This window comes from Aerococcus sp. UMB1112A, from assembly GCF_030230715.1.
Taxonomy (GTDB): Bacteria; Bacillota; Bacilli; order Lactobacillales; family Aerococcaceae; genus Aerococcus.
The window spans coordinates 1-21,161 of record NZ_JASPDS010000025.1 but is presented as its reverse complement, the minus strand read 5'-3'; the positions used below and the strand labels follow the sequence as shown (position 1 = coordinate 21,161).

Below are 21,161 nucleotides of genomic sequence, written 5' to 3'. Positions count from 1 at the left end.
TTGATTCGTTAGCTCAGTCGGTAGAGCATCTGACTTTTAATCAGAGGGTCGGGAGTTCGAGCCTCCCACGGATCATCTATATGCGGGTGTGGCGGAATCGGCAGACGCACCAGATTTAGGATCTGGCGCCGCAAGGCGTGGGGGTTCAAGTCCCTTCACCCGCATTAAGTTAATAAGCCGGCTTAGCTCAGTTGGTAGAGCATCTGATTTGTAATCAGAGGGTCGAGGGTTCAAGTCCTTTAGCCGGCATATGCGGAATTAGTTCAGTGGTAGAACATCACCTTGCCAAGGTGGGGGTCGCGAGTTCGAATCTCGTATTCCGCTTTTGCCAGATATGGTAATCCGCGCCGGGGTGGCGGAACTGGCAGACGCACAGGACTTAAAATCCTGCGGTGGTTACACACCGTACCGGTTCGATTCCGGTCCTCGGCATTATATTTTAATACGCACCCATGGCTCAACTGGATAGAGTACCTGACTACGAATCAGGCGGTTGCAGGTTCGAATCCTGCTGGGTGCATCCGGGAAATAGCTCAGCTTGGTAGAGCACTTGGTTTGGGACCAAGGGGTCGCAGGTTCGAATCCTGTTTTCCCGATAAATGGGGGATTAGCTCAGCTGGGAGAGCGCCTGCTTTGCACGCAGGAGGTCAGCGGTTCGATCCCGCTATTCTCCATTGAAATTTTATATTGGCGGCGTAGCTCAGCTGGCTAGAGCGTCCGGTTCATACCCGGGAGGTCATGGGTTCGATCCCCTTCGCCGCTATTATTTAAACGACTTGGACCTTTAGCTCAGTTGGTGAGAGCAGACGGCTCATAACCGTCGGGTCGTAGGTTCGAGTCCTACAAGGTCCATACCTTTAAAACTATGGAGGATTACCCAAGTCCGGCTGAAGGGAACGGTCTTGAAAACCGTCAGGTGGGTCAAACCACGCAAGGGTTCGAATCCCTTATCCTCCTTTTATTAATATCGCGGAGTAGAGCAGTTGGCAGCTCGTCGGGCTCATAACCCGGAGGTCGCAGGTTCGAGTCCTGCCTCCGCAATTTAAATTTAATGGTCTCGTGGTGTAGGGGTTATCACGCCTGCCTGTCACGCAGGAGATCGCGGGTTCAATTCCCGTCGGGACCGTAATTTTATTCATCAATGCGGGTGTAGTTTAGTGGTAAAACCACAGCCTTCCAAGCTGTTGTCGCGAGTTCGATTCTCGTCACCCGCTTCTTATGGGCCTGTAGCTCAGTTGGTTAGAGCGCACCCCTGATAAGGGTGAGGTCGATGGTTCGAATCCATTCAGGCCCATTACAAGTAAATATGGAGAATTACTCAAGAGGCTGAAGAGGACGGTTTGCTAAATCGTTAGGCGGCTTATCGCCGCGCAAGGGTTCGAATCCCTTATTCTCCGTTTTGTGTTATTAACTTAGGCCCGTTGGTCAAGCGGTTAAGACACCGCCCTTTCACGGCGGTAACACGGGTTCGAATCCCGTACGGGTCATTGCTTAACTTTGATATACATGGAGGATTACCCAAGTCCGGCTGAAGGGAACGGTCTTGAAAACCGTCAGGTGGGTCAAACCACGCAAGGGTTCGAATCCCTTATCCTCCTTTTATTAATATCGCGGAGTAGAGCAGTTGGCAGCTCGTCGGGCTCATAACCCGGAGGTCGCAGGTTCGAGTCCTGCCTCCGCAATTACGAGCATAATATATACTTGGTCCGGTGGTGTAGGGGTTAACATGCCTGCCTGTCACGCAGGAGATCGCGGGTTCAAATCCCGTCCGGACCGTTTTCTTTTTGGTCCAATAGCTCAGTTGGTAGAGCACTTGATTGAAGCTCAAGGTGTCGGCAGTTCGACTCTGTCTTGGACCATTACATGCTAATATTGGCCCGTTGGTCAAGCGGTTAAGACACCGCCCTTTCACGGCGGTAACACGGGTTCGAATCCCGTACGGGTCATTTATAAAGGTTGGGAATCTGTCCCAGCCTTTATTTTTTTATCTGAGATTTTTCTCGCTTTATTGATTGTTCGTCTAAAGTTAGCTATAATTATGTAATGAAATATTATACAAAATTTGATTGAATTGAAGGGAAAGATAAGTTTGCGGCAGTTTTTGAAAAAGAGAAAATTGATTGTGCTGCTTGTGAGTATCATGACCTCCCTGAGTTTAATTTTCTTCTCGCTCTTTGGTAGTCATGAAACCCCTAAGCCTATTTCCTGGATGAATGATCTAACAGCTGTCGTTGGGAGAGCAGTATCTTCGCCAGGGAATTTTGTGATGAATTTTGGGGATTCGGTTGCTTCATTGAAGAATACCTATGAAGAAAATCAATCGTTGAAAAAGCAAATTGGGGTCCTCCAAGATTTAAAAGTACAGAATGAAAGTTTAAAAGCTGAAAATAAGGAACTCAATGATCTCTTAGAAATTAAGCCAACCCTGGTGGATAAAAAAGTCATTGGCGGTAATGTCATTGCCCGGTCACCAGACTTTTGGGTGGATTATATTACTATCGACTTGGGCTCCAATAATAGCCTGACAACGGATATGTCGGTCATGAGTGCGAGCGGCTTGATTGGACGGATTGTGGAAGTGAATCCAACAAGTTCCAAGGTCCAATTACTGACTTCAACAGCTAATAATTCAATGGAAGTTGCTGCTAGCATCCAGATTAAGGATCAGATTGTTCATGGGGTGATCAAGGAGTATGACCGGAAAGAACAAGAACTTATCCTCACTCAGGTCGCCCAAGATGCTAAAATCAACAAGGGAGATATGGTCACTACCTCTGGCCTAGGCGGGGTTTCGCCTGAAGGGATTATTATTGGTGAGGTGGTCGAGGCGAAGACGGACGAATTTGGCCTCTCCCAGAAGGTTCGGGTTAAACCGGCGGCTGACTTTGATGATATCCGCAAGGTCTTTGTAGTGATGCAGGACGAAGAAGCCAAGCAGGCTAGAGAAGAAGCTGAGCAGGCAGAAGGAGAGGGAACTGATGAAGATTCAAGCAATGAGTAATTACTTTCGTCGGCGCTTTGCTCTTCCTATTCTCTTGATTCTTATCTTATTACTTGACGGTTCCTTGCAGGTGATGCTTTTGAAGAATTTGGGTGAAGTCAATTATTCGATGACTTCCTCGCTCACAATCATTGCCTTGACTATCCTGAGTATTTACTGCCAAAGGGTGAATCTCCTCTATCTTTCGGTTATCGTCATAGGCTTTATCTTCGATACCTATTACTCCCGGGTGCTTGGTGTTAATCTCTTCATCATGCCATTGATTTGTTTTGCTACTCGCTATTTTGCCCAGCACTTCCGCATAAACTTTTACAGTGTTTGGTTTTGGACCATGATTGTCTATCTCACTTATGGCCATTTGATTTACTTTATTTTTTCTATTTTTAATTTAGAAAAACCCCAGTACGGGATCTTTCTCTTCCAGCATCTGCTGCCTTCCTTGCTCTTTAACGGCTTGATGGCTTTTATCTTGAATTACTGCTTGGAACGATTTGCCGAATGGATAAATAAGTAAAAAAGGCTTGCAAAATTTCAAAACTTGTCTATAATGAGTATAAGTTAAAGAAAAAAAGCGTTGATTGGAAGAGGTCATCAAAGACTTGCCAAGAGAGATTATGGTCGCTGCGAATAATCCAAGTCTGATGTCTACACACCCATGAGCTGGTTTTGTACCCGTGTTTGAGCGTTAATCAAGTGTAAACTTTACACACAGAGATAGTCTATGTGAGTAGGCTATGAACAAAGGTGGAACCACGTAATTAACGTCCTTTCGTATGATACGAAAGGATTTTTTTATTAATAGGAAATGATGTTGACGGGAAAAAGTTTAGGATGGTCTTTACAGAGAGCTAGGCGAGCTGAGAGCTAGCAAGACCTACTAAATGGCACACCCCAGAGTTGCTAATCGGAAATGCTTAGCCGTGTTGGAGCGTTAATCCTGTGTCAGTTCGTCTGACATGCTGAGGCTAGCCATGTGAATGTCTAGCGAATAAAGGTGGCACCACGTCTTCTAACGTCCTTTAGTCAATGACTAGAGGACGTTTTATTATGATTAAATAAAGAAAGGATGACTCCCATGAAAAAAATGCTGAAACTGAGCTCCATTGTTTGGCTCTTCGCACTATTTTTCCCCTTATTATCTGTTTTTTCAAGCCCAGTTGAGGCTAAGGAGAACCACTATGTGATTGGGTTGGATGATACTTTCTCTCCCATGGGTTTTCGGGATAATGAAGGAAATTTAGTTGGTTTCGATATTGACCTCGCTCGGGCAGTGGCTGACCTCAATGGTTGGTCGATTGATTTCCAACCGATTGACTGGTCAATGAAGGAGACCGAGTTAAATACGGGAAATATTGATATGATCTGGAATGGTTTTGGGATTACCCCTGAACGGGAGAAGCAATTTCTCCTGACCGAACCCTATATTGATAGTAAACAAATGATTATTACCCGCGCCGATGATCCCATCGATGACTTGGAAGACTTAGCTGGAAAGAAAGTCGGCAGCCAGAGCGGATCGACCACAGCAGAAGAAATGAAGACCTGGCCGAATAATCTTTACCAACGCTTAGATGGCCAACCAGTTCTTTATCCAAGTTATAATGAAGTATTTGCTGATCTGGATGCTGGACGGATCGATGCCATTGCCACTGGAACCATTTATGGTCTCTACACCCTCCAGCAGCGCCCAGAAGGCCAGTACAAATACTTCGTCAATGAGGAATATGTCGAACCCATGGCGGTAGCTTTGCGTAAGGAAGATACCCAATTAAAGGAAACGATTGATCAGAGTATCCAAACATTGAAAGAGAATGGAAAATACGATGAAATTTATGATAAGTGGTTTGCTGGTGACCAAACGGCTGACCGGGGGAACTCCCTTGTGATGACAGTTCTCCCATCCTTACTGTCAGCTTTTAAGATGACTTTTCTCATCTTTATTGTTGTCTTAGTACTCAGTATCCCTATTGGTTTCTTGATCGCTATTCTTAGGGTCTTTGGCCCTAAGTGGTTGCAAGGCTTGATTGAGGCTTATGTCTTTGTGATGCGGGGCAGTCCACTGATGCTACAATTGATGGTTTTCTTCTTTGGTTTACCTTATATCGGATTGAGTTTAGACCGCTTTACCGCAGCGATTTTTGCCTTTGTCATTAACTATGCCGCTTACTTTACTGAAATCTTCCGCGGGGGTATTTCCTCTGTACCAGATGGTCAGTTTGAAAGCATTAACGTCCTAGGAATCGGTCATGTCCGAGGCTTTAGACGGATTATCCTACCCCAGGTCATGAAGATCGTTATGCCCTCTGTCGGTAATGAAGTGATTTCTTTAGTCAAAGATACCTCTCTCGTCTATGTGATCGGCCTGGGAGAACTTTTAAGGGCAGGGTCTATTGCCGCTAATACCTACGCTACTCTAACCCCTTATCTTCTCTGTGGGGCAATTTACTTACTCTTTACAGCCGTGGTAACCTTCTTCTTGAAACGTCTCGAAGGCCGCATCGACTGGTAGTAGAAAGGAGCATAAGATGGCTTTATATGTAGAAGGGCTTTCCAAAGCCTATAACAAGAACCAAATTATTGACCAGTTTACTTGCCAAATTGAAGGAGGGGAAATTGTTATTCTTCTCGGCAAGTCAGGGACTGGGAAGACAACCTTTATGCGTTTAATCAATAACTTAGAAAAAGCAGACCAAGGCAGCATCCGCATCAATGACCAATACCTCTGCCAAGCAGCTGAGTCTGGGGCCCGTTATTTAAGTAAGGCCGACCAGCGTGCTTACCAGAATAACCTCGGCATGGTCTTCCAAGATTTCCAATTATTTCCCAATTTTACGGTATTGGAAAATCTGATGGAGGCTCCTTTAGCTCAAAAGCTGGCCAGTCCTGAAGCAATCAAAGCCCAGGCCTTAGACCTCCTAGCCAAGGTCGGCTTATCTGATAAGGCAGAGGTTAAACCCTCAACCCTGTCAGGAGGGCAAAAACAGCGAGTGGCGATTGCCCGGGCCCTGATGTTGAATCCAGATGTGATTTGTTTTGATGAACCGACCTCAGCTTTGGACCGGGAATCGGCCAATCAAGTGGGTGCCCTGATCCAAGAACTTGCCGATAGTGGCCAAGCAGTTCTGATTGTCACCCACGATACGGAATTCGGTCGTGAATACGGGACAAGAATCATCTCTTCGAGTGACTTTAAATAAGCAATAAAAAGCAGGATCCTTCCCCTCAATTAGGGGCGGGATCCTGCTTTTAAGCTTTAGTCGCTTGGTAAAGTGATTTAGTCAGCAACAATCTCATTGACATCTTCATCGGGTAAATCGGTGAAGGGGCGGAAGTAGACGAGAGCAAAGGCCACGCCAAAGGAAATAGCAATGGAGATGAGGCAGTTAATCAAGTTGGACATGTCCCCATCTGGGCTGATAAAGATAGGAAGGGCAGCAATTCCTGGGTTGGCAAAGGCAAAGGCATAAACCTGGCTGATACCGGCGTAGAGTCCGCCTGCCAGTCCGCCGACGATCGAAGCCATCAGAACGGACTTAATAGGGATGGCGACGCCGTAGAGGCCTGGCTGGGAGACGCCCATGGCAGCTGTTACACAAGCTGACAAGTTATACTGCTTGTAGGCACTGTGCTTGGTCTTAAAGAAGACAGCCAGGACAGCACCTGATAGGGCCATATTGGCGGCCAGCATGCCAGGGTTAAAGAAGGTATCTGTACCGGTTGCTGCAATGGTTTGGGTAACAACCGGGAAGAGGGCATAATGGGCGCCAAACATGACCACGAAGAGGCCAAAACCTCCTAAGAGGGCAGGCACCAACCATTCGGCTCTGGAGCTGAGGAAGTCCACTAAGGCAACCAAGCCGTCGCCTAGAACAGTCCCGAGCGGGCCTAAAACTGAAATTCCCAGTATACAGGTTGTGAGCAGGACCAGGACAGGAGCGAAGACTCCACGCACAATCTCTGGAATGACCTTGTACCAGAACTTTTCAATATAGGACTGGGCAAAAGTGATCAGAATAATAGGGATTACGGAACTAGGGTAGTTACCTGGTGGGAGAGGGATGCCAAAGAAGTCCGCGCTCCCATCATAATTGGCCAATTCGCTGGTAATTTCCGGATGGAGTAAGAAGGCAGCAGTCGCCATAGCCAGGATCTGGTTGGCCCCAAAGACCTTGGCGGCTGAATTAGCGAGCAAGATAGGGAGAAAATAAAAGACAGCATTGGAAATGGAGTTGAGGATAATGTACTCTGCTTTGCCTTCCTGGATTAAAGAAAAGCTATGCAAGAGAATGGTAATCCCTTGGAGAATACCGGCTGCCGTAAGTCCGATCAAAATCGGCGCAAATATTTCCTTAATGGCATTGAGAACCTTATCCAAAAAAGAAAGTTCTTCTTGAGTTTCAGACATATTTTGTCCTCCTTTAATGTATTTTGACTCATCTTCATTATATAACATGAATAAGAGTCAATAGCAAAAAGGAAGGGGCTTTTCTGTAAAAGAAACAAAAAAGCGTGAAATATTTTTCACGCTTTTAATGCAAAATTCTTTTATTTAATAATTGGAGCAGCTCCAGTAATAGCGGCTACGGCAATGAAGATGATAAAGATACCGAGGGCCCATTTACCGGATTCTTTTTGCCATTCACCCATGTCAACTCCTGTTAGGTTGAAGAGAAGGTAGATGAAGGCAACGAGTGGACTGAGTAAGTGGAAGGCTTGGCCGAGTAGGGAAGCCACCCCAATTTCTAAGGCTGTATAGCCATACTGGGTACCGGTTTGGTAGAGGACAGGGAGTACGCCGTAGTAGAAGGCATCGTTGGAGAGGAAGAAAGTACCTGGTGCCGAAAGTAGGGCTGTAATGAGTCCCCAAGCCCGGCCCCAACTATCTGGGATAATCGTCGTAAGACTTTGGGCTAATGCATCAGCCATACCGGTACCTGTGAAGAGTCCCATGAAGATCCCTGCCGCAAAGACTAGGATGACCACTTGGACAGCGTCACCAGCATTTTCTTGGATGCGATTCTTTTGTTGCTTGAGATCAGGGTAGTTAATGATTAGAGCCAGCACCGTCCCTGTTAGGAAGAGGAAGAGGGCTGGGAACCAACCAGAGACGAGGAAGAAGATCAGAGTGATGGTCATGATGAGGTTGACCCAGAAGAGTTTTGGACGTTTCATGGCCTGTTCTTCATCAGACTTAGCAGCGGTGAGTGCTTGAATATCTTTTTCGGTTAGTTCTTGGATTCCCACACGTTTACGTTCGCGGACACCTAAGAAGATGGATAGGCCGAGTACATAAATAGCGGAAATCACCATACCTGGCGCTAGGGCACGGATAACTTCTTGGTCATTCAAGCTAAGTACGGAGATGGCCCGGGCTGTTGGTCCACCCCAAGGCAAGAGGTTCATAATGGTATTCATTAAAATAATCAAGACAGCCAGGTTCATCATCCTTAAATTAAGCTTCTTATAGATAGGAATGAAGGCTGTACACACAATGAGGGTTGTTGTCGTCCCGTCCCCGTTGAGGGAAACCACCATAGAGATGAAAGCAGTGGCAAAGAGAATCTTGACCGGATCCCCTTTAGCGAAGCGAATCATCTTCTCCGTGATGGGGTCAAACATCCCGGCATTCAGCATAATCGCGAAATAGAGGATGGCGAAGAGAAGCATAATCCCTGTAGTTGCCGTTTGACCAACCCCGTCGACAGCGAATTCGCCTAGGGATGTGATCCGTTCAAAGAGACTTGGGTTATTGATGAAGGCGTCTTCGACTTCCGGATTAGGAACCGGGAAGAGACCAGCAACAGCTGCAATCAGAGCAAAAATTAAAGGGATACCAATTAAAGCCGTAAAGGGCGACATTTTCTTTCTGATGATCACGAACATAAAGATGATGATCATCAAATAACTTAAAACAGTTAACATATCATTTCCTCCTAGATCTTATGATCAGTATTCTATTTACAAAAAATCCCGACAAACCTCCTTTGATCATGTTTTCACATAAAGACTATTATAGATGAATTTTCTCTCATTTGACAAGTCTTCATATGAAGAATACTTAATTTAATTTAGATGATAAAGGATTGTAAGCGCTGTTTCAATAGTGATCGAGAATAAAACACCAAAAGAACATTAATGATAGCGTTCACATGAACAATCTGTCTTAAGTGCAGTAAAAAAACAACATAGGCTGAAATCTTTCGTTATAATCAAGTTAACAAGAACTTATTGGAAAGGAGGCACCTCATGGGATTATTTTCTCGCATTCAGCACTTATTTCAAAGCAAGGAGCCTGCCACTGACCCGGTTGAGCCCGAAAGAAAGAAGGCAGCTGACCTTCCCCAAGCCGAGGCCAGTGAGGATTGGATTGAGCGGAGCGGTTTAGAGCCTGAAGAGGCTTGCACGGTCGCAGCGATCGCCACGGCCTGCGTGACAGGGGCCCGGTCAGATACGGTCTTTCGGATTAAGTCTATCGAAGCGGTTGATCTCGACCAGGAATTAGCAGGCATCTTGACCGCTTGTATCCTTGCCCATGACCAGGAAGACAGCCACTACCGCGTCAAACGCATCGAACGCATTTCATAAACAGTCAAAATAAAGGAGAAAACATCATGTTAAGAAAATTTCGTGTCCGTTTAAATGATAAAGAATATATGGTTGAAATGGAAGAATTAACGCCTGGCTTCGAAGCTCCTGCAGCTCAAGAGGCCCCAGCTCAAGCTGCTCCAGCTTCTGCACCAAGTCAAGCCCCAGCCGAAGCAGCTCCAGAGCCCAGCCCAGCACCAGCTCCCGCTAGCCAACCTGGCTCAGGTGAAGAAGTGACGGCTCCTATGCCTGGGACGATTCTAAATGTCCTGGTTCAACCGGGAGAGACCGTTGCTGAATCGCAAGCGGTTGTTGTCTTAGATGCCATGAAGATGGAAAATCAAATTGTAGCACCCAAGGCTGGCCAAGTGACTTCTGTCTTAGTCAAGGAAGGCCAAACGGTTGATGTGGGTGAGACCCTATTTACAGTGGAATAGAATAGAAGGGAAGACACATTATGGAAGCTTTATTACAGGGATTCCTGGCCATTACCTGGCAGCAGATCGTGATGATGCTGATCGGGATTGTGCTTATTTACCTAGGAATCAAAAAAGAATACGAACCAACACTCTTAATTCCCATGGGCCTAGGAACCATCCTCGTAAACATTCCTTTTTCAGGGATGATTACTCAACCTGGAGGCCCAGTCGGTGTTTTAGATGAACTTTTTAATTTTGGGATTGCAACGGAACTCTTCCCACTCCTTATCTTTATTGGGATTGGGGCAATGATTGACTTTGGCCCCTTGCTGCAAAATCCCTCCATGCTCTTCTTTGGGGCAGCTGCCCAGTTTGGGATTTTCTTTACGATCTTTGTTGCCCTGGCAGCTGGTTTTACCCTTCCACAATCCGCTTCAATTGGGATTATCGGTGCGGCAGACGGCCCAACATCTGTCTTTGTCTCCAACCAATTGGCCCCTGAACTCTTAGGACCAATCACAGTAGCAGCCTACTCTTACATGTCTCTGGTGCCTATTATCCAGCCGCCAGCCATTAAATTAGTTACAACCAAGAAGGAACGCCAAATCCGCATGAAATATCGGTCAGAAGGCGTATCCCAGACAACCAAAATTTTCTTCCCGATTATCATTACCATTGTGGCAGGTTTGATAGCTCCAGCTTCACTACCCCTAGTTGGTTTCTTGATGTTCGGTAATCTCATGCGGGAATGTGGGGTCCTCGACCGCCTATCCGATACCGCCCAGAATGAATTGGTTAACTTGATTACGATTCTATTGGGGATTACCATCGCTTCAACCATGACAGCCGAAGCCTTCCTCAACCTCCAGACCCTGATGATCATCGCCTTCGGTTTAGTTGCCTTTATTATGGACTCCATTGGGGGCGTGCTCTTCTGTAAGTTGATCAATATCTTCCGCAAAGAAAAGATCAACCCAATGATCGGTGCTGCTGGGATTTCAGCCTTCCCCATGTCTGCCCGGGTGATCCAAAAGATGGCGACAGAAGAAGACCCACAGAATTTTGTTTTAAACTATTCGATTTCAGCTAACGTTTCTGGCCAAATCGGTTCAGTGGTTGCCGGGGGGCTTATCCTAGGCTACTTCGTTGGCATGTAGGGGGAGGTTATTATAATGAATGAGAATTTTGTTCACGCTTTTCAAATTTTACTTCTAGGTTGGGGCGGCATCTTTGTTGTCATGGCCTTCCTCTACCTGGCTGTGAAGGTCTTGCTCAAGGTCTTCCCGCCAGAAGATAACAAGTAATTCGATATAAAAGGACTGATTAGGATCGACTTAAAGATACAGAAACTTAGAGTGAAACGATCAAGCTATGACCGGAAGCTCTGGTTGGACCTGCTTGATTGTGCCGGACTCCAGGAAGAAAAAAACTTGGACGCTAGTTATGGGCTCTTTGACGGGGATGACTTGGTGGGCACTGCTTCCTACCAAGCCAATATCCTCAAGTGCCTAGCAATCCGCCAAGCCTATGCAGGGGGGACAGCCTTCCACCAATTGATTTCTTTTCTTTTGACGGAGATCTATCAGGCAGGTTATGAGAGTGTCCTTGTCTTCACCAAGGCATCTAAACGGACAACTTTTGAACACCTGGGTTTTGATCTCTTAGTGGAGACGGAAGATGTGGCCTTTATGGAGCGGTCCCAGGAGGGGATAGACAGCTATCTTGCCACCATTAAGGCCCAGGCTCCCTTTACAGGAGACCAAAGTTTAGGAGCGGTCGTGATGAATGCTAATCCCTTCACCAAGGGGCACCGCTACTTAATTGAAGAGGCCCTCAAGGCAGTGGACGGACTCTATGTCTTCGTTCTCTCCGAAGACCGGTCACTCTTCGATAAGGAAACACGCTTAAGTTTGGTGCGCCAAGGAACAGCCGACCTAGACCAGGTCTATGTGGTGGAGACCATGCATTATATGGTTTCCCAGGCTACTTTTCCGGCCTATTTCCTTAAGGCTGACCAGACAGTGGTCAAGGCCCAAGCAGCGGTTGACGCCCTCTTATTTAAGGAAAAAATCGCGCCGGCTCTCGGCATCAGCCAGCGCTTTGTTGGTGACGAGCCCCTGAGTCCGACCACAGCAGCCTATAACCAAGTGATGGCTGAGCTATTCGCGCCAGAGCTGAGCCTGCATATTATTCCTAGACGGCAAGTGGCCCATGGTGGCGAGGTCATCTCTGCTTCTAAGGTGCGGACCCTGCTTCTAGAGGGACAAGTTGACGAGGCCCAGGCCTACCTACCGAAGGCGACTCAAGCCTTTGTCCAGTCGCCAGAAGGTCAGACCATGTTGAGAGAACGAAAGGATTTGAGCCAAAGCCATGACTATTGACCCTGTGAAAAAATTGAGCTTGGCCTTAAGAAAGGGTCCTCTCTGCCAATTAGAGGATGCTCTGGACGCTCGGGAGAGCCGGGCTGCTATCCAGGCCAGTTATTTAGACCAGGGGCCAGCAGGGGCTTGCTTAGTCGCCTTGAAACTGAATATGCCAGGACCCTATAAGCGAAGCCCTCTGATTAATCGGGTCTTTGCTCTGGCAGAAGCAGACTTAAGAACTTACTGTCAAGAAGCTTTTGGCCCTGCTATAGTAGAGGAGGAGACCCGGGATACTTTAGCTGGTAAAGAGTACTTTGTCCTTGTAGACCAATCCGCCCCTCGTGTCAAGGCCTACCTAGTTAGCTTAGAGGAAGAGACCGTCTTAGGCCGCTTAATGGATATTGACTGCCTCTACCTGGATGAGGACGGCAAACAGCAGAGTTTGAGCCGCGACCAAGTGGGACTGCCTAAGCGGAAGTGCTTTGTTTGCCAGCAGGATGCCAAGGTCTGTGCTAGGAGCCGCCAGCATGACTTTGAGGCGATCTACCAGGCCATTGCTAAGATGATTGTAGAGGATGGGAGAATAGATGATGAAAAAATCAATTAAAATTGTCGAAACGGTTCTCCGAGATGGGCACCAGTCTCTAGCCGCGACGCGCATGCGGACAGAGCAGATGTTGCCCATCCTCGAAGAGATGGACCAAGCCGGCTATTATGCCTTAGAATGTTGGGGCGGAGCGACTTTTGACGCCTGCCTGCGCTATCTGAACGAGGATCCCTGGGAGCGTCTGCGCCAGATCCGTTCAGTTGTCAAAAACACTAAATTACAGATGCTCCTGAGAGGGCAAAACTTATTGGGCTACCACAACTACCCCGATGATGTTGTCGAAGCCTTCATCCAAAAGGCTGTTGAAAATGGCATCGATATTTTCCGGATTTTTGACGCCTTGAACGATGTGCGCAATTTAGAGACAGCCATCCGGGCGGTGAAGAAGTATGGTGCCCATGCTCAAGGGACGATCTGCTATACAATTTCTGAAGTCCATACAGATGCTTATTATTTCAATATCGTTGACCGCTTGCTTGACCTAGGCGTGGATTCCATCTGCCTCAAGGATATGGCGGGCATACTAACGCCAGCCCGGGCCTACAGCCTAGTGACAGGAATCAAGGCACGGACGGACTTGCCGGTTGATATCCATACCCATGCCACTGCCGGTATTTCTGAAATGACCTATCTTAAGGCAGTTGAGGCGGGGGCAGATATTATTGATACTGCGATCTCACCTTTCTCGGGGGGGACCAGTCAGCCAGCTACCGAAAGCCTACATATCAGTTTAGAAGAATTAGGTTATGCAGATGGTCTGGATACGACAAGCTTAGAAAGCATAGCGGATTACTTTGCACCGATCCGGGATGAATTCCTTGAAGAGGGAATTATCAATCCTAAAGTCATGCAGACAGAACCGCGCGCCTTGCTCTACCAGGTACCGGGCGGGATGCTCTCTAATCTCTTGTCCCAGTTAACAGAAGCGGGTCAAGAAGATAAGTATGGGCAAGTCCTCCAAGAAGTGCCCCGAGTTAGAGAAGACCTGGGCTTCCCACCCCTAGTTACACCGCTCTCACAAATGGTTGGAACCCAAGCCGTGATGAATGTTCTGACAGGTGAACGCTATAAGATGGTTCCTAATGAGATCAAGGACTATGTGAAAGGGCTCTACGGTAAGTCACCGGCTCCGATTGCAGCGGAAATCCGCCAGCAAATTATTGGCCAGGATGAAGTGGTGGACAGTCGTCCTGCTGACTTGCTGGAGCCGGGACTCGAAAGAGCTCGCCAGGAGAGCCAGGACTTTGCCCAGAGCGAAGAAGATGTGCTCAGCTATATTGCTTTTCCAGCCCAGGCAGAACATTTCTTAAGGAAGCGGCAAGACCCTTGGTACGATGTGCCGGTACAAAATGTGAGCATTCAGATGTAATCTGATATAATTGATGTGAATTAAGCGAAGGAGGAAGACGCTATGGAATTACAAGATAAGGCTCAGGCAGGAACCATCGAGTCGAGCGATGTTCGGGTCACGGTTGAACCTGCTGATAGCCGTCAAATTCAAGTGGACTCAACTGTCTATGCCCAATTTGGAGAAGCCATTGAGGCGACCATTGAAGAGGTTTTAGACCAATTAGAAGTGGATGGAGTTAAGCTCTATGCCGATGATCATGGGGCTTTGGATTGCACCATCCGTTCGCGCGTACAGACAGCAGTTTTTAGATCAGTCAATCAGAGTGAAGGATTACCATGGGGGACGAAGCTATGAGAAGATCAGTAAGAAGAACGATGATGTTTCTGAATACCCAGCGGGCTTCTTTGGTGAAAGATCCATATGTCTACGGACCAGACTGTGTGATCTTGGACTTAGAAGACGCCGTATCAGAAAGCGAGAAAGATTCAGCACGTATCCAACTTTACAACACACTGAAGTATTTAGATTATGGCGAAACTGAAATTTGGGTACGGATTAACCCGCTTGATACGCCTTACTATAAAGAAGATATCCGGGCAGCAGTTGCTGGCCGCTGCGATGGGATTCGGATTGCTAAGACCGAAAGCGCAGAAGATGTTCATATTGTTGAAGGCTTGATTGAGGAAGCCGAAGAGGAATTTGGTGTGAAAAAGGGGTCAACCATGATTATGGGGGCCATCGAATCACCAACCGCTGTTTTTAATGCTAAAGAAATTGCCGAAGCCAGTGAGCGCATGATGGGGATTGCCCTATCCGCAGGGGACTATCGCCGGGAACTCCACGCCCAGGTTACAGAAGGCGGAGAAGAATTATTTGTTGCCCGGTCGATGATCTTAATGGCTGCTCGAGCAGCGGGGGTTATGGCCTTTGACACGGTTTATACAGACGTAGATAATATTGAAGGCTTGACCAAAGAAACTGAACTTATCAAGGATATGGGCTTTGACGGCAAGTCCTTGATAAGTCCAAAACAAATTGCACCGGTTCACGAAGTCTTTACACCTAATGCCAAGGAAATCCGCCATGCGGAAAATATTATCATGGAACTTGAGGAAAATAAACGCAAGGGTGTTGGTGTCCTGGTCGTTGATGGTAAGATGGTGGATGTTGCTATGGTTGAAGGCGCTCAACGGACACTGGACATCGCCAAGGCATCAGGTGTTTATAAGGGGGATTTAGCATGAAAAACGCAGTTGGACGTGACATACCAGAAGAATTTCTGACAGACGGTGTTGAAGTCTACCAAGGCCTCGACTACCGCCAAGACTATGACTACCAAAAGGCCACACCTAAGACACGGGCCAATGTCTGCTCTGACCAATCAAAACTCGTTTCTCTAAAAGAAGCCATTGAAAAGACTGGACTTAAGGACGGGATGACCATTTCCTTCCACCACCATTTCCGCAACGGAGACTATACCATGCCAACCGTGATGAAGGCTATCCATGAAATGGGCATCAAGGACCTCTATGTCTGTGCTTCCAGTTTAGGTAAGGCAGCCAAAGACATCGTACCGATGATCGAGGACGGCACCATTACCCGGATTTCATCCTCCGGCGTGAGAGACGAAGTGGGCGAAGCTATTTCGACTGGTAAGTTGAAACATCCGGCTATGATTCGGACTCACGGCGGCAGGGTTCGTGCCATTGAAACTGGCCAAGTCCATATCGATGTAGCCTTCATCGGGGCTCCCTCTTCAGACGAATTGGGTAATGCCTCCGGTAAGGGAGGACGGTCAGACTGTGGTGTTCTCTCCTATGCTAATGTTGATGCAGAGTATGCAGACAAAGTAGTTGTTTTAACTGATACTTTGGTGCCTACTCCTAACCATCCTGCTAGCATCTCTTCCATCAATGTGGACTATGTGGTTGAAATCGATGAAGTGGGTGACCCAGCTAAGATTGCTTCCGGTGCTATCCGCTTGACTGACGATCCACGCGAATTAAAGATCGCTAAGAGTGCTGCTGAAGTGGTTGTCAATACGCCTTACTTTGAAGATGGTTATACCTTCCAAACTGGGGCTGGCGGGTCTTCGCTCGCTGTGACCCGCTTCCTCAAGCCTTATATGGATGCTAAAGGGATCAAGATGGGCTGGGCCCTCGGTGGGATTACTGAGCCCATGGTTAACCTGCTCAAGGAAGGCTATATTGGAGCTATCCTAGATACCCAAGACTTCGATACCGCTTCTGTGGCTTCTGTCCACGAAACGCCTAACCACTTTGAAATCTCAACTTCTGAATATGCCAACCCATTCAATAAGGGGGCCTATGTCAACTACCTCGACTATGTGATCCTCGGCGCTCTGGAAGTGGATACCGACTTCAATGTTAACGTGGTCCAAGGTTCAGACGGCATGATCCAAGGGGCACCAGGCGGCCACCCCGATACGTCTGCAGGGGCCAAGGTAACGATCATTGTAACGCCTCTTGTGCGGAGCCGGATTCCTTCCATCAAGGACCGGGTAACCTCTGTCACTACGCCAGGGGAAAGTGTTGATGTGCTTGTGACCGATAACGGGATTGCAGTCAATCCTAAGCGTCAAGACCTGATTGACAGCTTGGAAGCAGCAGGTGTTGAACTTACAACGATTGAGGCACTCAAGGAAAAAGCCTACGACTTAGTGGGCACACCTAAGGATTTAGAGTTTGAGGATGAAGTCGTTGCCCTAGTGGAATACCGCGATGGGACCATTATCGATACCATTAAGAAAATTAAACGCTAAGCCTTAGCTAAAAAAGAAATTAAATTCGCCTAGCAGATGTTTCTGCTAGGTTTTTCATTTATAATATAAGTAGCGTGCGAGGAAGTCGCAGTCCTGAACTAGTGAAGCGGAGCGATCCAAGACTTAGCAGGCTAGGCGGCCTTCGTGAAGTGGATACTAGGAATAATTTGATATATTTAATTTATAAAAAAGCAAAGCTAAGCTTTTAGAGAGGTGATAAGATGGCTCAGAAAGATCGCTTGGTCCAATATTGCCGGACAGAAAGTCAAAAAGGGGGGAAGACACTCAGTCAAATCGTTTATGAGGGACTCAAGATGGTCATCCTCGACGGTACCATCCCTGTCGGCGAACGGATTAATGAAAAACTTTATGCCGATTCCCTGAATATTAGCCGGACCCCGATCCGGGAGGCCTTGCGTCGGGCGGAAGAAGAGGGGCTAGTGGAATATATTCCCCAGCATGGCTATATGGTTAAGAATATCAAGGCTGAAGACGTAGCTGAAATCTATCAATTAAGAAAGAGCTTGGATACGATTGCGACTATTAATGCGGCTAAAAAGATGGGAGACAAAGAATTTGAAGACTTGGAGGCCATCCTTAACCGGGGAGAGGCGGCCTATGAAGGGGCTAGTCTTGAGGGCTTGACTTCTTCATGGAAGGGTTTCAATGAATACATCTATGAACAGGCCCAGATGCCGCGCTTGCAGAGTATCGTCTCCACCCTTTATGAATACCTCAGCCGTTTCCGTTCCTTATCCATCAATGACCGGCAGCGGCGCTGGGCTGCCCTGGATGACCACTGGGTAATTTACCATTATATGAAGGAACAGCGCTTCGATAAGCTCCAGGAAGTGATCTATAAGCACCTGGCAACATCTGAAAAACACATCCGCCTAGCTGTGGAGCGCGAAAGTCAAGAGAATAATAAGTTAGTTGCTCCCGAAGAAGAGCTCAGCCTAGCAGAGGACTTCCAGCTTGGTCCTAGCCAAAGTGTAGCCATTAAATCGAAAGATGAAACCTTACTCTTAGCCCAGCTTGCGGAACAGGGGGTCCTTCGTGAAATCATGGTCTGGCCCAAGCCAGGTCTGGTTGATCCGACCAATAATGGGGCCCATGACGATATGACCCCTAAACTATTTGTTGAAAGTGCAACAGCTCTCTTTCCTTATTTTATTCAAGCCGCCCAGTTGGGATATAATGACCAGCGTCCCCAACCCCTCTTCCAAGCCCTGCGCCAGGCTGGGGTTGAAGCAGAGAAGGACATGTTCCAGGCGACAGCTGGCGTGAATACCCATAAGGGCATTGTCTTCTCCATGGGCATTTTTTTAGCGGCGACGGCTGCCGTTATGGTAACCCACGGCGATATTGACCTCTTAAAAGGTCCTTGCCCTCAGACTGAAAAGCATCCTAGCCTCCATGCCGAAAAAGAAAAAGTTCTGGAAAGCATTCAAACCATGATCCAGAACATGACCCAGGGCTTAATCACTAAGGACTGGGCAAATCTCGACCAGAAAAGCCAGCTGACCCATGGGGAAAAGATGTACCTGGAATACGGGATCAAAGGTATCCGCGAAGAAGCAGAGCAGGGCTATCCTACTCTCATCATTGCAGGCCTCAACTTCCTCAAAGCCATGCGCCAAGACCATCCGAAAACAGCCGAACACCGGCTCCTCCTCTATCTCATGTCCAGAGTTGAAGACACCAATGTCTTAAAAAGAGGTGGGATTGAAGCCTATCATTGGCTCCAATTGACCAGCCGCCAGCTTCTCGACCAGGACCTGTCTGACCACGACCTAATCAAAGAACTTGACCGTTTCAACCAAGCCTGCATTTATTATAATGTGAGTCCAGGCGGGGCGGCAGATCTACTAGCAGTGGCCCTATTCTTAGAGAGATTTATGGAGAAAATTATTTTTAAATAAGACTTGACCTCATCTTTAGGAAATGGTAACATAATAGCGTTGTATTTCTGTGACCACCAGATCTGCAACCGCTCATTGTAAGCTTTCAAGTGCCAAGGCCGCTTACTATGGCGAGTCTAAGTTATTTAAGGAGGTGCGTTACATGTACGCAATTATCAAAACAGGTGGAAAACAAGTTAAAGTTGAAGAAGGCCAAACAATCTACGTTGAAAAATTAGACGTTGAAGCTGGCGAAAAAGTCACTTTTGACCAAGTTGTCTTCGTTGGAGGCGACCAAGTTAAAGTGGGAACTCCTCTCGTTGATGGGGCAAGTGTTGAAGCAACTGTTGAAAAACACGGCCGTCAAAAGAAAGTTACTACTTTCAAATACATCAAGAAGAAAGACTCACGTCGTAAACAAGGTCACCGTCAACCTTACACTAAATTAACCATCAACAGCATCAATGCTTAAGCATGATTAAGGTTCAATTTAAAGAAAATCAAGACAAGCACTTTGTCAGCATGGAAATTTCAGGCCATGCTATGGCCGGTGACTACGGGGAAGACGTTGTCTGTGCTGGAGTTTCGGCTCTGAGCATTGCTTTAGTCAATAACCTTGAACGCATGGCAGGTATCCAAGCCCTGGTCGAATCCGACCCTGAGGCGGGTTACCTCTATGTAGAACTACCCCAGGAACTGACAGCTGAACAAAGAGCGCTCGTTGATATCCTATTCAAGCAGTGCCAACTGGCCTTGAAGGAGGATATCGCTAGTAATTATCCAGACTATGTCCAATATGTCCAAGGGTAAGTTAATAAAGGAGGAAGCTCACATGTTAAAAATGAATTTACAATTCTTCGCCCACAAAAAAGGTGGCGGTTCAACTGCCAACGGTCGTGATTCAGAAGCTAAACGTTTAGGTGCTAAACGTGCTGATGGTCAAGAAGTAACTGGCGGTTCAATCCTTTACCGTCAACGCGGGACTAAAGTACATCCAGGGATCAATGTAGGTCGCGGTGGCGATGATACTTTATTCGCACTTGTAGACGGCGTTGTTCGTTTCGAACGCAAGGGCAAGAACAAAAAACAAGTTTCTGTGTATCCAGTAGAAGCTTAATTACGAGAAAGAAAATCAGGTCGATTCTACTTTGAATGAAGGGGAATCGACCTTTTTCATTAAGGAGGTTTAACGTGTCGACTGAATACATCCAAGCAGCCTATGACAAAGTCAACCAAGCCAACCTAATCATGATGCAAGCCCTCGACTTCTCTTACACGGAGGCCTGGCATGAAAATCTGCAAAATATTGCTAACGGGGTCCTCCAGGTGATCGATGGCCAGCCTAATCCTGAGATCGCACAAAAGATCCAAGCCCTCTATGACCAAGTCGATTGGGATAAGTTCTCTGAGCGCGAACGCCTACAGGTCCTCCAATTGATCTTCCTAGAGGCTGAACGCCAGGACCAGCTCCAGGCCAACCACCAGATGACTCCAGCTGGCATTGCCATGCTTTTGACTTATTTTGCTAGCCGTTTGCTCCAAACGAGGGGGCAGTCTAAAGAGACGCCGCTCAAAGTCTTTGACCCAACAGTAGGGTTTCGTGTCATAATAGTGATAGAGGCAAATAGTTATGTAAATACAAGGAGTTCAAGACTTCTACCAAAGTTTAAAACTCAAAAAATAAATAGTTGGTGTGCTGCTTAGAGTATCCATTTTAACAATGGGTATTGTAAATAGCATACCAATAAAACAAAGGATTCTTTAAAGAGTCTTATTTTGTGATGAAAATTTAATATGTAAATCTCAGACGATAGAAAATCAAAAATTCTGTCGTCTTTTTTATTTCAAAGAAAGGAGGCAGGAATGAATTTTGATTATTTTTATAATAGGCAATCTGAAATGTATAACTTCATTAGGTTACCTATGGTATTAATGGAAGATGAAGTTTTTGAGAGCATTTCTATTGAAGCAAAAGTTTTGTATTCATATATGCTTAATCGAATGGGTCTTTCATATAAAAATGGATGGATAGATGAAAATGGAAAAGTCTTTATTTACTACACAATTGAAAGTATAAAAGATCAATTTAATTGTGCAAGTGAAAAAGCAAACAAATTAATAGCTGAGCTTGATATTAAATCAGGAATAGGAC

General features: G+C 46.7%; 22 protein-coding genes, 22 tRNA genes, 1 pseudogene and 1 other annotated feature. Of the genes and pseudogenes, 43 read left to right on the top strand and 2 right to left on the bottom strand.

Annotation, left to right across the window (positions count from 1 at the left end):
* Positions 1-2: 2 nt before the first annotated feature.
* From QP860_RS09690 to QP860_RS09560, 27 genes and pseudogenes are all read left to right on the top strand, one after another.
* Positions 3-75: transfer RNA gene (locus tag QP860_RS09690), tRNA-Lys, on the top strand.
* 7 nt (positions 76-82) lie between these two features.
* A tRNA-Leu gene (locus QP860_RS09685) sits at positions 83-164 on the top strand.
* A gap of 12 nt (positions 165-176) precedes the next feature.
* Positions 177-249: transfer RNA gene (locus QP860_RS09680), tRNA-Thr, on the top strand.
* 3 nt (positions 250-252) lie between these two features.
* Positions 253-324, top strand: a tRNA-Gly gene (locus tag QP860_RS09675).
* A 22-nt stretch (positions 325-346) separates the two neighbouring features.
* Positions 347-432: transfer RNA gene (locus tag QP860_RS09670), tRNA-Leu, on the top strand.
* A 14-nt stretch (positions 433-446) separates the two neighbouring features.
* Positions 447-520 (top strand) — tRNA-Arg (locus QP860_RS09665).
* 2 nt (positions 521-522) lie between these two features.
* Positions 523-596 (top strand) — tRNA-Pro (locus QP860_RS09660).
* 5 nt (positions 597-601) lie between these two features.
* Positions 602-674, top strand: a tRNA-Ala gene (locus tag QP860_RS09655).
* A 15-nt stretch (positions 675-689) separates the two neighbouring features.
* A tRNA-Met gene (locus tag QP860_RS09650) sits at positions 690-763 on the top strand.
* A gap of 15 nt (positions 764-778) precedes the next feature.
* Positions 779-852 (top strand) — tRNA-Ile (locus tag QP860_RS09645).
* A gap of 15 nt (positions 853-867) precedes the next feature.
* A tRNA-Ser gene (locus QP860_RS09640) sits at positions 868-957 on the top strand.
* Between the two features lie 11 nt (positions 958-968).
* Positions 969-1,041, top strand: a tRNA-Met gene (locus tag QP860_RS09635).
* Positions 1,042-1,053: 12 nt separating this feature from the next.
* Positions 1,054-1,126, top strand: a tRNA-Asp gene (locus QP860_RS09630).
* A gap of 17 nt (positions 1,127-1,143) precedes the next feature.
* Positions 1,144-1,214 (top strand) — tRNA-Gly (locus tag QP860_RS09625).
* A 6-nt stretch (positions 1,215-1,220) separates the two neighbouring features.
* A tRNA-Ile gene (locus tag QP860_RS09620) sits at positions 1,221-1,294 on the top strand.
* A 14-nt stretch (positions 1,295-1,308) separates the two neighbouring features.
* A tRNA-Ser gene (locus tag QP860_RS09615) sits at positions 1,309-1,397 on the top strand.
* Positions 1,398-1,415: 18 nt separating this feature from the next.
* Positions 1,416-1,487, top strand: a tRNA-Glu gene (locus QP860_RS09610).
* Between the two features lie 21 nt (positions 1,488-1,508).
* Positions 1,509-1,598: transfer RNA gene (locus QP860_RS09605), tRNA-Ser, on the top strand.
* 11 nt (positions 1,599-1,609) lie between these two features.
* Positions 1,610-1,682: transfer RNA gene (locus QP860_RS09600), tRNA-Met, on the top strand.
* Between the two features lie 21 nt (positions 1,683-1,703).
* Positions 1,704-1,776: transfer RNA gene (locus QP860_RS09595), tRNA-Asp, on the top strand.
* 10 nt (positions 1,777-1,786) lie between these two features.
* A tRNA-Phe gene (locus QP860_RS09590) sits at positions 1,787-1,859 on the top strand.
* Positions 1,860-1,874: 15 nt separating this feature from the next.
* Positions 1,875-1,946, top strand: a tRNA-Glu gene (locus QP860_RS09585).
* A 116-nt stretch (positions 1,947-2,062) separates the two neighbouring features.
* Entirely contained in the window at positions 2,063-3,001 is a 939-nt protein-coding gene (gene mreC, locus QP860_RS09580) for a rod shape-determining protein MreC (protein ID WP_350338479.1), read from the top strand.
* Positions 2,979-3,515, top strand: a complete 537-nt coding sequence (gene mreD / locus QP860_RS09575) for a rod shape-determining protein MreD (RefSeq protein WP_083294416.1) — start codon at positions 2,979-2,981, stop codon at positions 3,513-3,515. Before mreC ends, mreD begins: the two co-directional genes overlap by 23 nt.
* Before the next feature lie 552 nt (positions 3,516-4,067).
* Positions 4,068-4,838, top strand: a pseudogene (locus QP860_RS09570) (amino acid ABC transporter substrate-binding protein); the annotation flags it as partial.
* Positions 4,839-4,886: 48 nt separating this feature from the next.
* Complete coding sequence (locus tag QP860_RS09565) at positions 4,887-5,510, top strand: amino acid ABC transporter permease (RefSeq protein ID WP_070620412.1); 624 nt, start codon at positions 4,887-4,889, stop codon at positions 5,508-5,510.
* Between the two features lie 16 nt (positions 5,511-5,526).
* Entirely contained in the window at positions 5,527-6,198 is a 672-nt protein-coding gene (locus QP860_RS09560; protein ID WP_070620196.1) for an amino acid ABC transporter ATP-binding protein, read from the top strand.
* 77 nt (positions 6,199-6,275) lie between these two features.
* Here QP860_RS09560 and QP860_RS09555 read toward each other — a convergent pair whose 3' ends face one another.
* On the bottom strand, positions 6,276-7,406 hold the full coding sequence (locus QP860_RS09555) for a PTS sugar transporter subunit IIC (protein WP_070620199.1): 1,131 nt from the start codon (positions 7,404-7,406) through the stop codon (positions 6,276-6,278).
* Positions 7,407-7,546: 140 nt separating this feature from the next.
* A complete protein-coding gene (locus QP860_RS09550; protein WP_070620202.1) occupies positions 7,547-8,923 on the bottom strand; it encodes a CitMHS family transporter in 1,377 nt (458 codons plus the stop codon).
* A gap of 324 nt (positions 8,924-9,247) precedes the next feature.
* On the opposite strand from QP860_RS09550, the gene QP860_RS09545 reads away from it, so the two are divergent.
* The 16 genes from QP860_RS09545 to QP860_RS09470 all read left to right on the top strand — a co-directional run.
* Positions 9,248-9,586 carry a hypothetical protein gene (locus tag QP860_RS09545; RefSeq protein ID WP_070620205.1) on the top strand — a complete coding sequence of 113 codons (339 nt, stop codon included), beginning with the start codon at positions 9,248-9,250 and terminating at the stop codon, positions 9,584-9,586.
* A 26-nt stretch (positions 9,587-9,612) separates the two neighbouring features.
* A complete protein-coding gene (locus tag QP860_RS09540) occupies positions 9,613-10,023 on the top strand; it encodes a biotin/lipoyl-containing protein (protein WP_070620208.1) in 411 nt (136 codons plus the stop codon).
* Between the two features lie 20 nt (positions 10,024-10,043).
* The gene (locus QP860_RS09535; protein ID WP_070620211.1) at positions 10,044-11,162 is read left to right on the top strand and encodes a sodium ion-translocating decarboxylase subunit beta; all 1,119 of its coding nucleotides are present in this window, start codon (positions 10,044-10,046) and stop codon (positions 11,160-11,162) included.
* 15 nt (positions 11,163-11,177) lie between these two features.
* On the top strand, positions 11,178-11,309 hold the full coding sequence (locus tag QP860_RS09530) for an OadG-related small transporter subunit (protein ID WP_256374742.1): 132 nt from the start codon (positions 11,178-11,180) through the stop codon (positions 11,307-11,309).
* Positions 11,310-11,360: 51 nt separating this feature from the next.
* A complete protein-coding gene (citC, locus tag QP860_RS09525) occupies positions 11,361-12,386 on the top strand; it encodes a [citrate (pro-3S)-lyase] ligase (RefSeq protein ID WP_168162729.1) in 1,026 nt (341 codons plus the stop codon).
* Positions 12,376-12,975, top strand: a complete 600-nt coding sequence (gene citX, locus QP860_RS09520) for a citrate lyase holo-[acyl-carrier protein] synthase (protein ID WP_284912644.1) — start codon at positions 12,376-12,378, stop codon at positions 12,973-12,975. Before citC ends, citX begins: the two co-directional genes overlap by 11 nt.
* Positions 12,959-14,344, top strand: coding sequence for an oxaloacetate decarboxylase subunit alpha (locus tag QP860_RS09515; protein ID WP_070620415.1), 1,386 nt, complete (start codon positions 12,959-12,961; stop codon positions 14,342-14,344). The genes citX and QP860_RS09515 overlap by 17 nt, the downstream gene beginning before the upstream one ends.
* A gap of 42 nt (positions 14,345-14,386) precedes the next feature.
* The gene (citD, locus tag QP860_RS09510; RefSeq protein ID WP_070620220.1) at positions 14,387-14,680 is read left to right on the top strand and encodes a citrate lyase acyl carrier protein; all 294 of its coding nucleotides are present in this window, start codon (positions 14,387-14,389) and stop codon (positions 14,678-14,680) included.
* A complete protein-coding gene (locus tag QP860_RS09505) occupies positions 14,677-15,570 on the top strand; it encodes an aldolase/citrate lyase family protein (RefSeq protein WP_070620418.1) in 894 nt (297 codons plus the stop codon). The genes citD and QP860_RS09505 overlap by 4 nt, the downstream gene beginning before the upstream one ends.
* Positions 15,567-17,108, top strand: a complete 1,542-nt coding sequence (citF, locus tag QP860_RS09500; protein WP_070620222.1) for a citrate lyase subunit alpha — start codon at positions 15,567-15,569, stop codon at positions 17,106-17,108. The genes QP860_RS09505 and citF overlap by 4 nt, the downstream gene beginning before the upstream one ends.
* A gap of 221 nt (positions 17,109-17,329) precedes the next feature.
* Complete coding sequence (citG, locus tag QP860_RS09495) at positions 17,330-19,030, top strand: triphosphoribosyl-dephospho-CoA synthase CitG (RefSeq protein WP_284912642.1); 1,701 nt, start codon at positions 17,330-17,332, stop codon at positions 19,028-19,030.
* Positions 19,031-19,086: 56 nt separating this feature from the next.
* Positions 19,087-19,158: a sequence feature (ribosomal protein L21 leader region), on the top strand.
* A gap of 14 nt (positions 19,159-19,172) precedes the next feature.
* Positions 19,173-19,481, top strand: a complete 309-nt coding sequence (gene rplU, locus QP860_RS09490; RefSeq protein WP_067971788.1) for a 50S ribosomal protein L21 — start codon at positions 19,173-19,175, stop codon at positions 19,479-19,481.
* A 2-nt stretch (positions 19,482-19,483) separates the two neighbouring features.
* The gene (locus QP860_RS09485) at positions 19,484-19,819 is read left to right on the top strand and encodes a ribosomal-processing cysteine protease Prp (RefSeq protein ID WP_070620225.1); all 336 of its coding nucleotides are present in this window, start codon (positions 19,484-19,486) and stop codon (positions 19,817-19,819) included.
* 22 nt (positions 19,820-19,841) lie between these two features.
* Complete coding sequence (rpmA, locus tag QP860_RS09480) at positions 19,842-20,126, top strand: 50S ribosomal protein L27 (RefSeq protein WP_067971784.1); 285 nt, start codon at positions 19,842-19,844, stop codon at positions 20,124-20,126.
* 74 nt (positions 20,127-20,200) lie between these two features.
* Positions 20,201-20,713, top strand: coding sequence for a class I SAM-dependent methyltransferase (locus QP860_RS09475; RefSeq protein WP_284912640.1), 513 nt, complete (start codon positions 20,201-20,203; stop codon positions 20,711-20,713).
* 159 nt (positions 20,714-20,872) lie between these two features.
* The coding region (locus tag QP860_RS09470) for a replication initiator protein A (RefSeq protein WP_284912638.1) at positions 20,873-21,161 on the top strand (289 nt) is incomplete at its 3' end.

What these genes read in the sequence shown, in the direction of transcription:
- mreD (WP_083294416.1), top strand. Translation starts at nt 2,979, where the DNA reads ATGAAGATTCAAGCAATGAGTAATTACTTTCGTCGGCGCTTTGCTCTT.
- QP860_RS09565 (WP_070620412.1), top strand. Translation starts at nt 4,887, where the DNA reads ATGACAGTTCTCCCATCCTTACTGTCAGCTTTTAAGATGACTTTTCTC.
- QP860_RS09560 (WP_070620196.1), top strand. Translation starts at nt 5,527, where the DNA reads ATGGCTTTATATGTAGAAGGGCTTTCCAAAGCCTATAACAAGAACCAA.
- QP860_RS09555 (WP_070620199.1), bottom strand. Translation starts at nt 7,406, where the DNA reads ATGTCTGAAACTCAAGAAGAACTTTCTTTTTTGGATAAGGTTCTCAAT.
- QP860_RS09550 (WP_070620202.1), bottom strand. Translation starts at nt 8,923, where the DNA reads ATGTTAACTGTTTTAAGTTATTTGATGATCATCATCTTTATGTTCGTG.
- QP860_RS09545 (WP_070620205.1), top strand. Translation starts at nt 9,248, where the DNA reads ATGGGATTATTTTCTCGCATTCAGCACTTATTTCAAAGCAAGGAGCCT.
- QP860_RS09540 (WP_070620208.1), top strand. Translation starts at nt 9,613, where the DNA reads ATGTTAAGAAAATTTCGTGTCCGTTTAAATGATAAAGAATATATGGTT.
- QP860_RS09535 (WP_070620211.1), top strand. Translation starts at nt 10,044, where the DNA reads ATGGAAGCTTTATTACAGGGATTCCTGGCCATTACCTGGCAGCAGATC.
- QP860_RS09530 (WP_256374742.1), top strand. Translation starts at nt 11,178, where the DNA reads ATGAATGAGAATTTTGTTCACGCTTTTCAAATTTTACTTCTAGGTTGG.
- citX (WP_284912644.1), top strand. Translation starts at nt 12,376, where the DNA reads ATGACTATTGACCCTGTGAAAAAATTGAGCTTGGCCTTAAGAAAGGGT.
- QP860_RS09515 (WP_070620415.1), top strand. Translation starts at nt 12,959, where the DNA reads ATGAAAAAATCAATTAAAATTGTCGAAACGGTTCTCCGAGATGGGCAC.
- citD (WP_070620220.1), top strand. Translation starts at nt 14,387, where the DNA reads ATGGAATTACAAGATAAGGCTCAGGCAGGAACCATCGAGTCGAGCGAT.
- QP860_RS09505 (WP_070620418.1), top strand. Translation starts at nt 14,677, where the DNA reads ATGAGAAGATCAGTAAGAAGAACGATGATGTTTCTGAATACCCAGCGG.
- citF (WP_070620222.1), top strand. Translation starts at nt 15,567, where the DNA reads ATGAAAAACGCAGTTGGACGTGACATACCAGAAGAATTTCTGACAGAC.
- citG (WP_284912642.1), top strand. Translation starts at nt 17,330, where the DNA reads ATGGCTCAGAAAGATCGCTTGGTCCAATATTGCCGGACAGAAAGTCAA.
- rplU (WP_067971788.1), top strand. Translation starts at nt 19,173, where the DNA reads ATGTACGCAATTATCAAAACAGGTGGAAAACAAGTTAAAGTTGAAGAA.
- QP860_RS09485 (WP_070620225.1), top strand. Translation starts at nt 19,484, where the DNA reads ATGATTAAGGTTCAATTTAAAGAAAATCAAGACAAGCACTTTGTCAGC.
- rpmA (WP_067971784.1), top strand. Translation starts at nt 19,842, where the DNA reads ATGTTAAAAATGAATTTACAATTCTTCGCCCACAAAAAAGGTGGCGGT.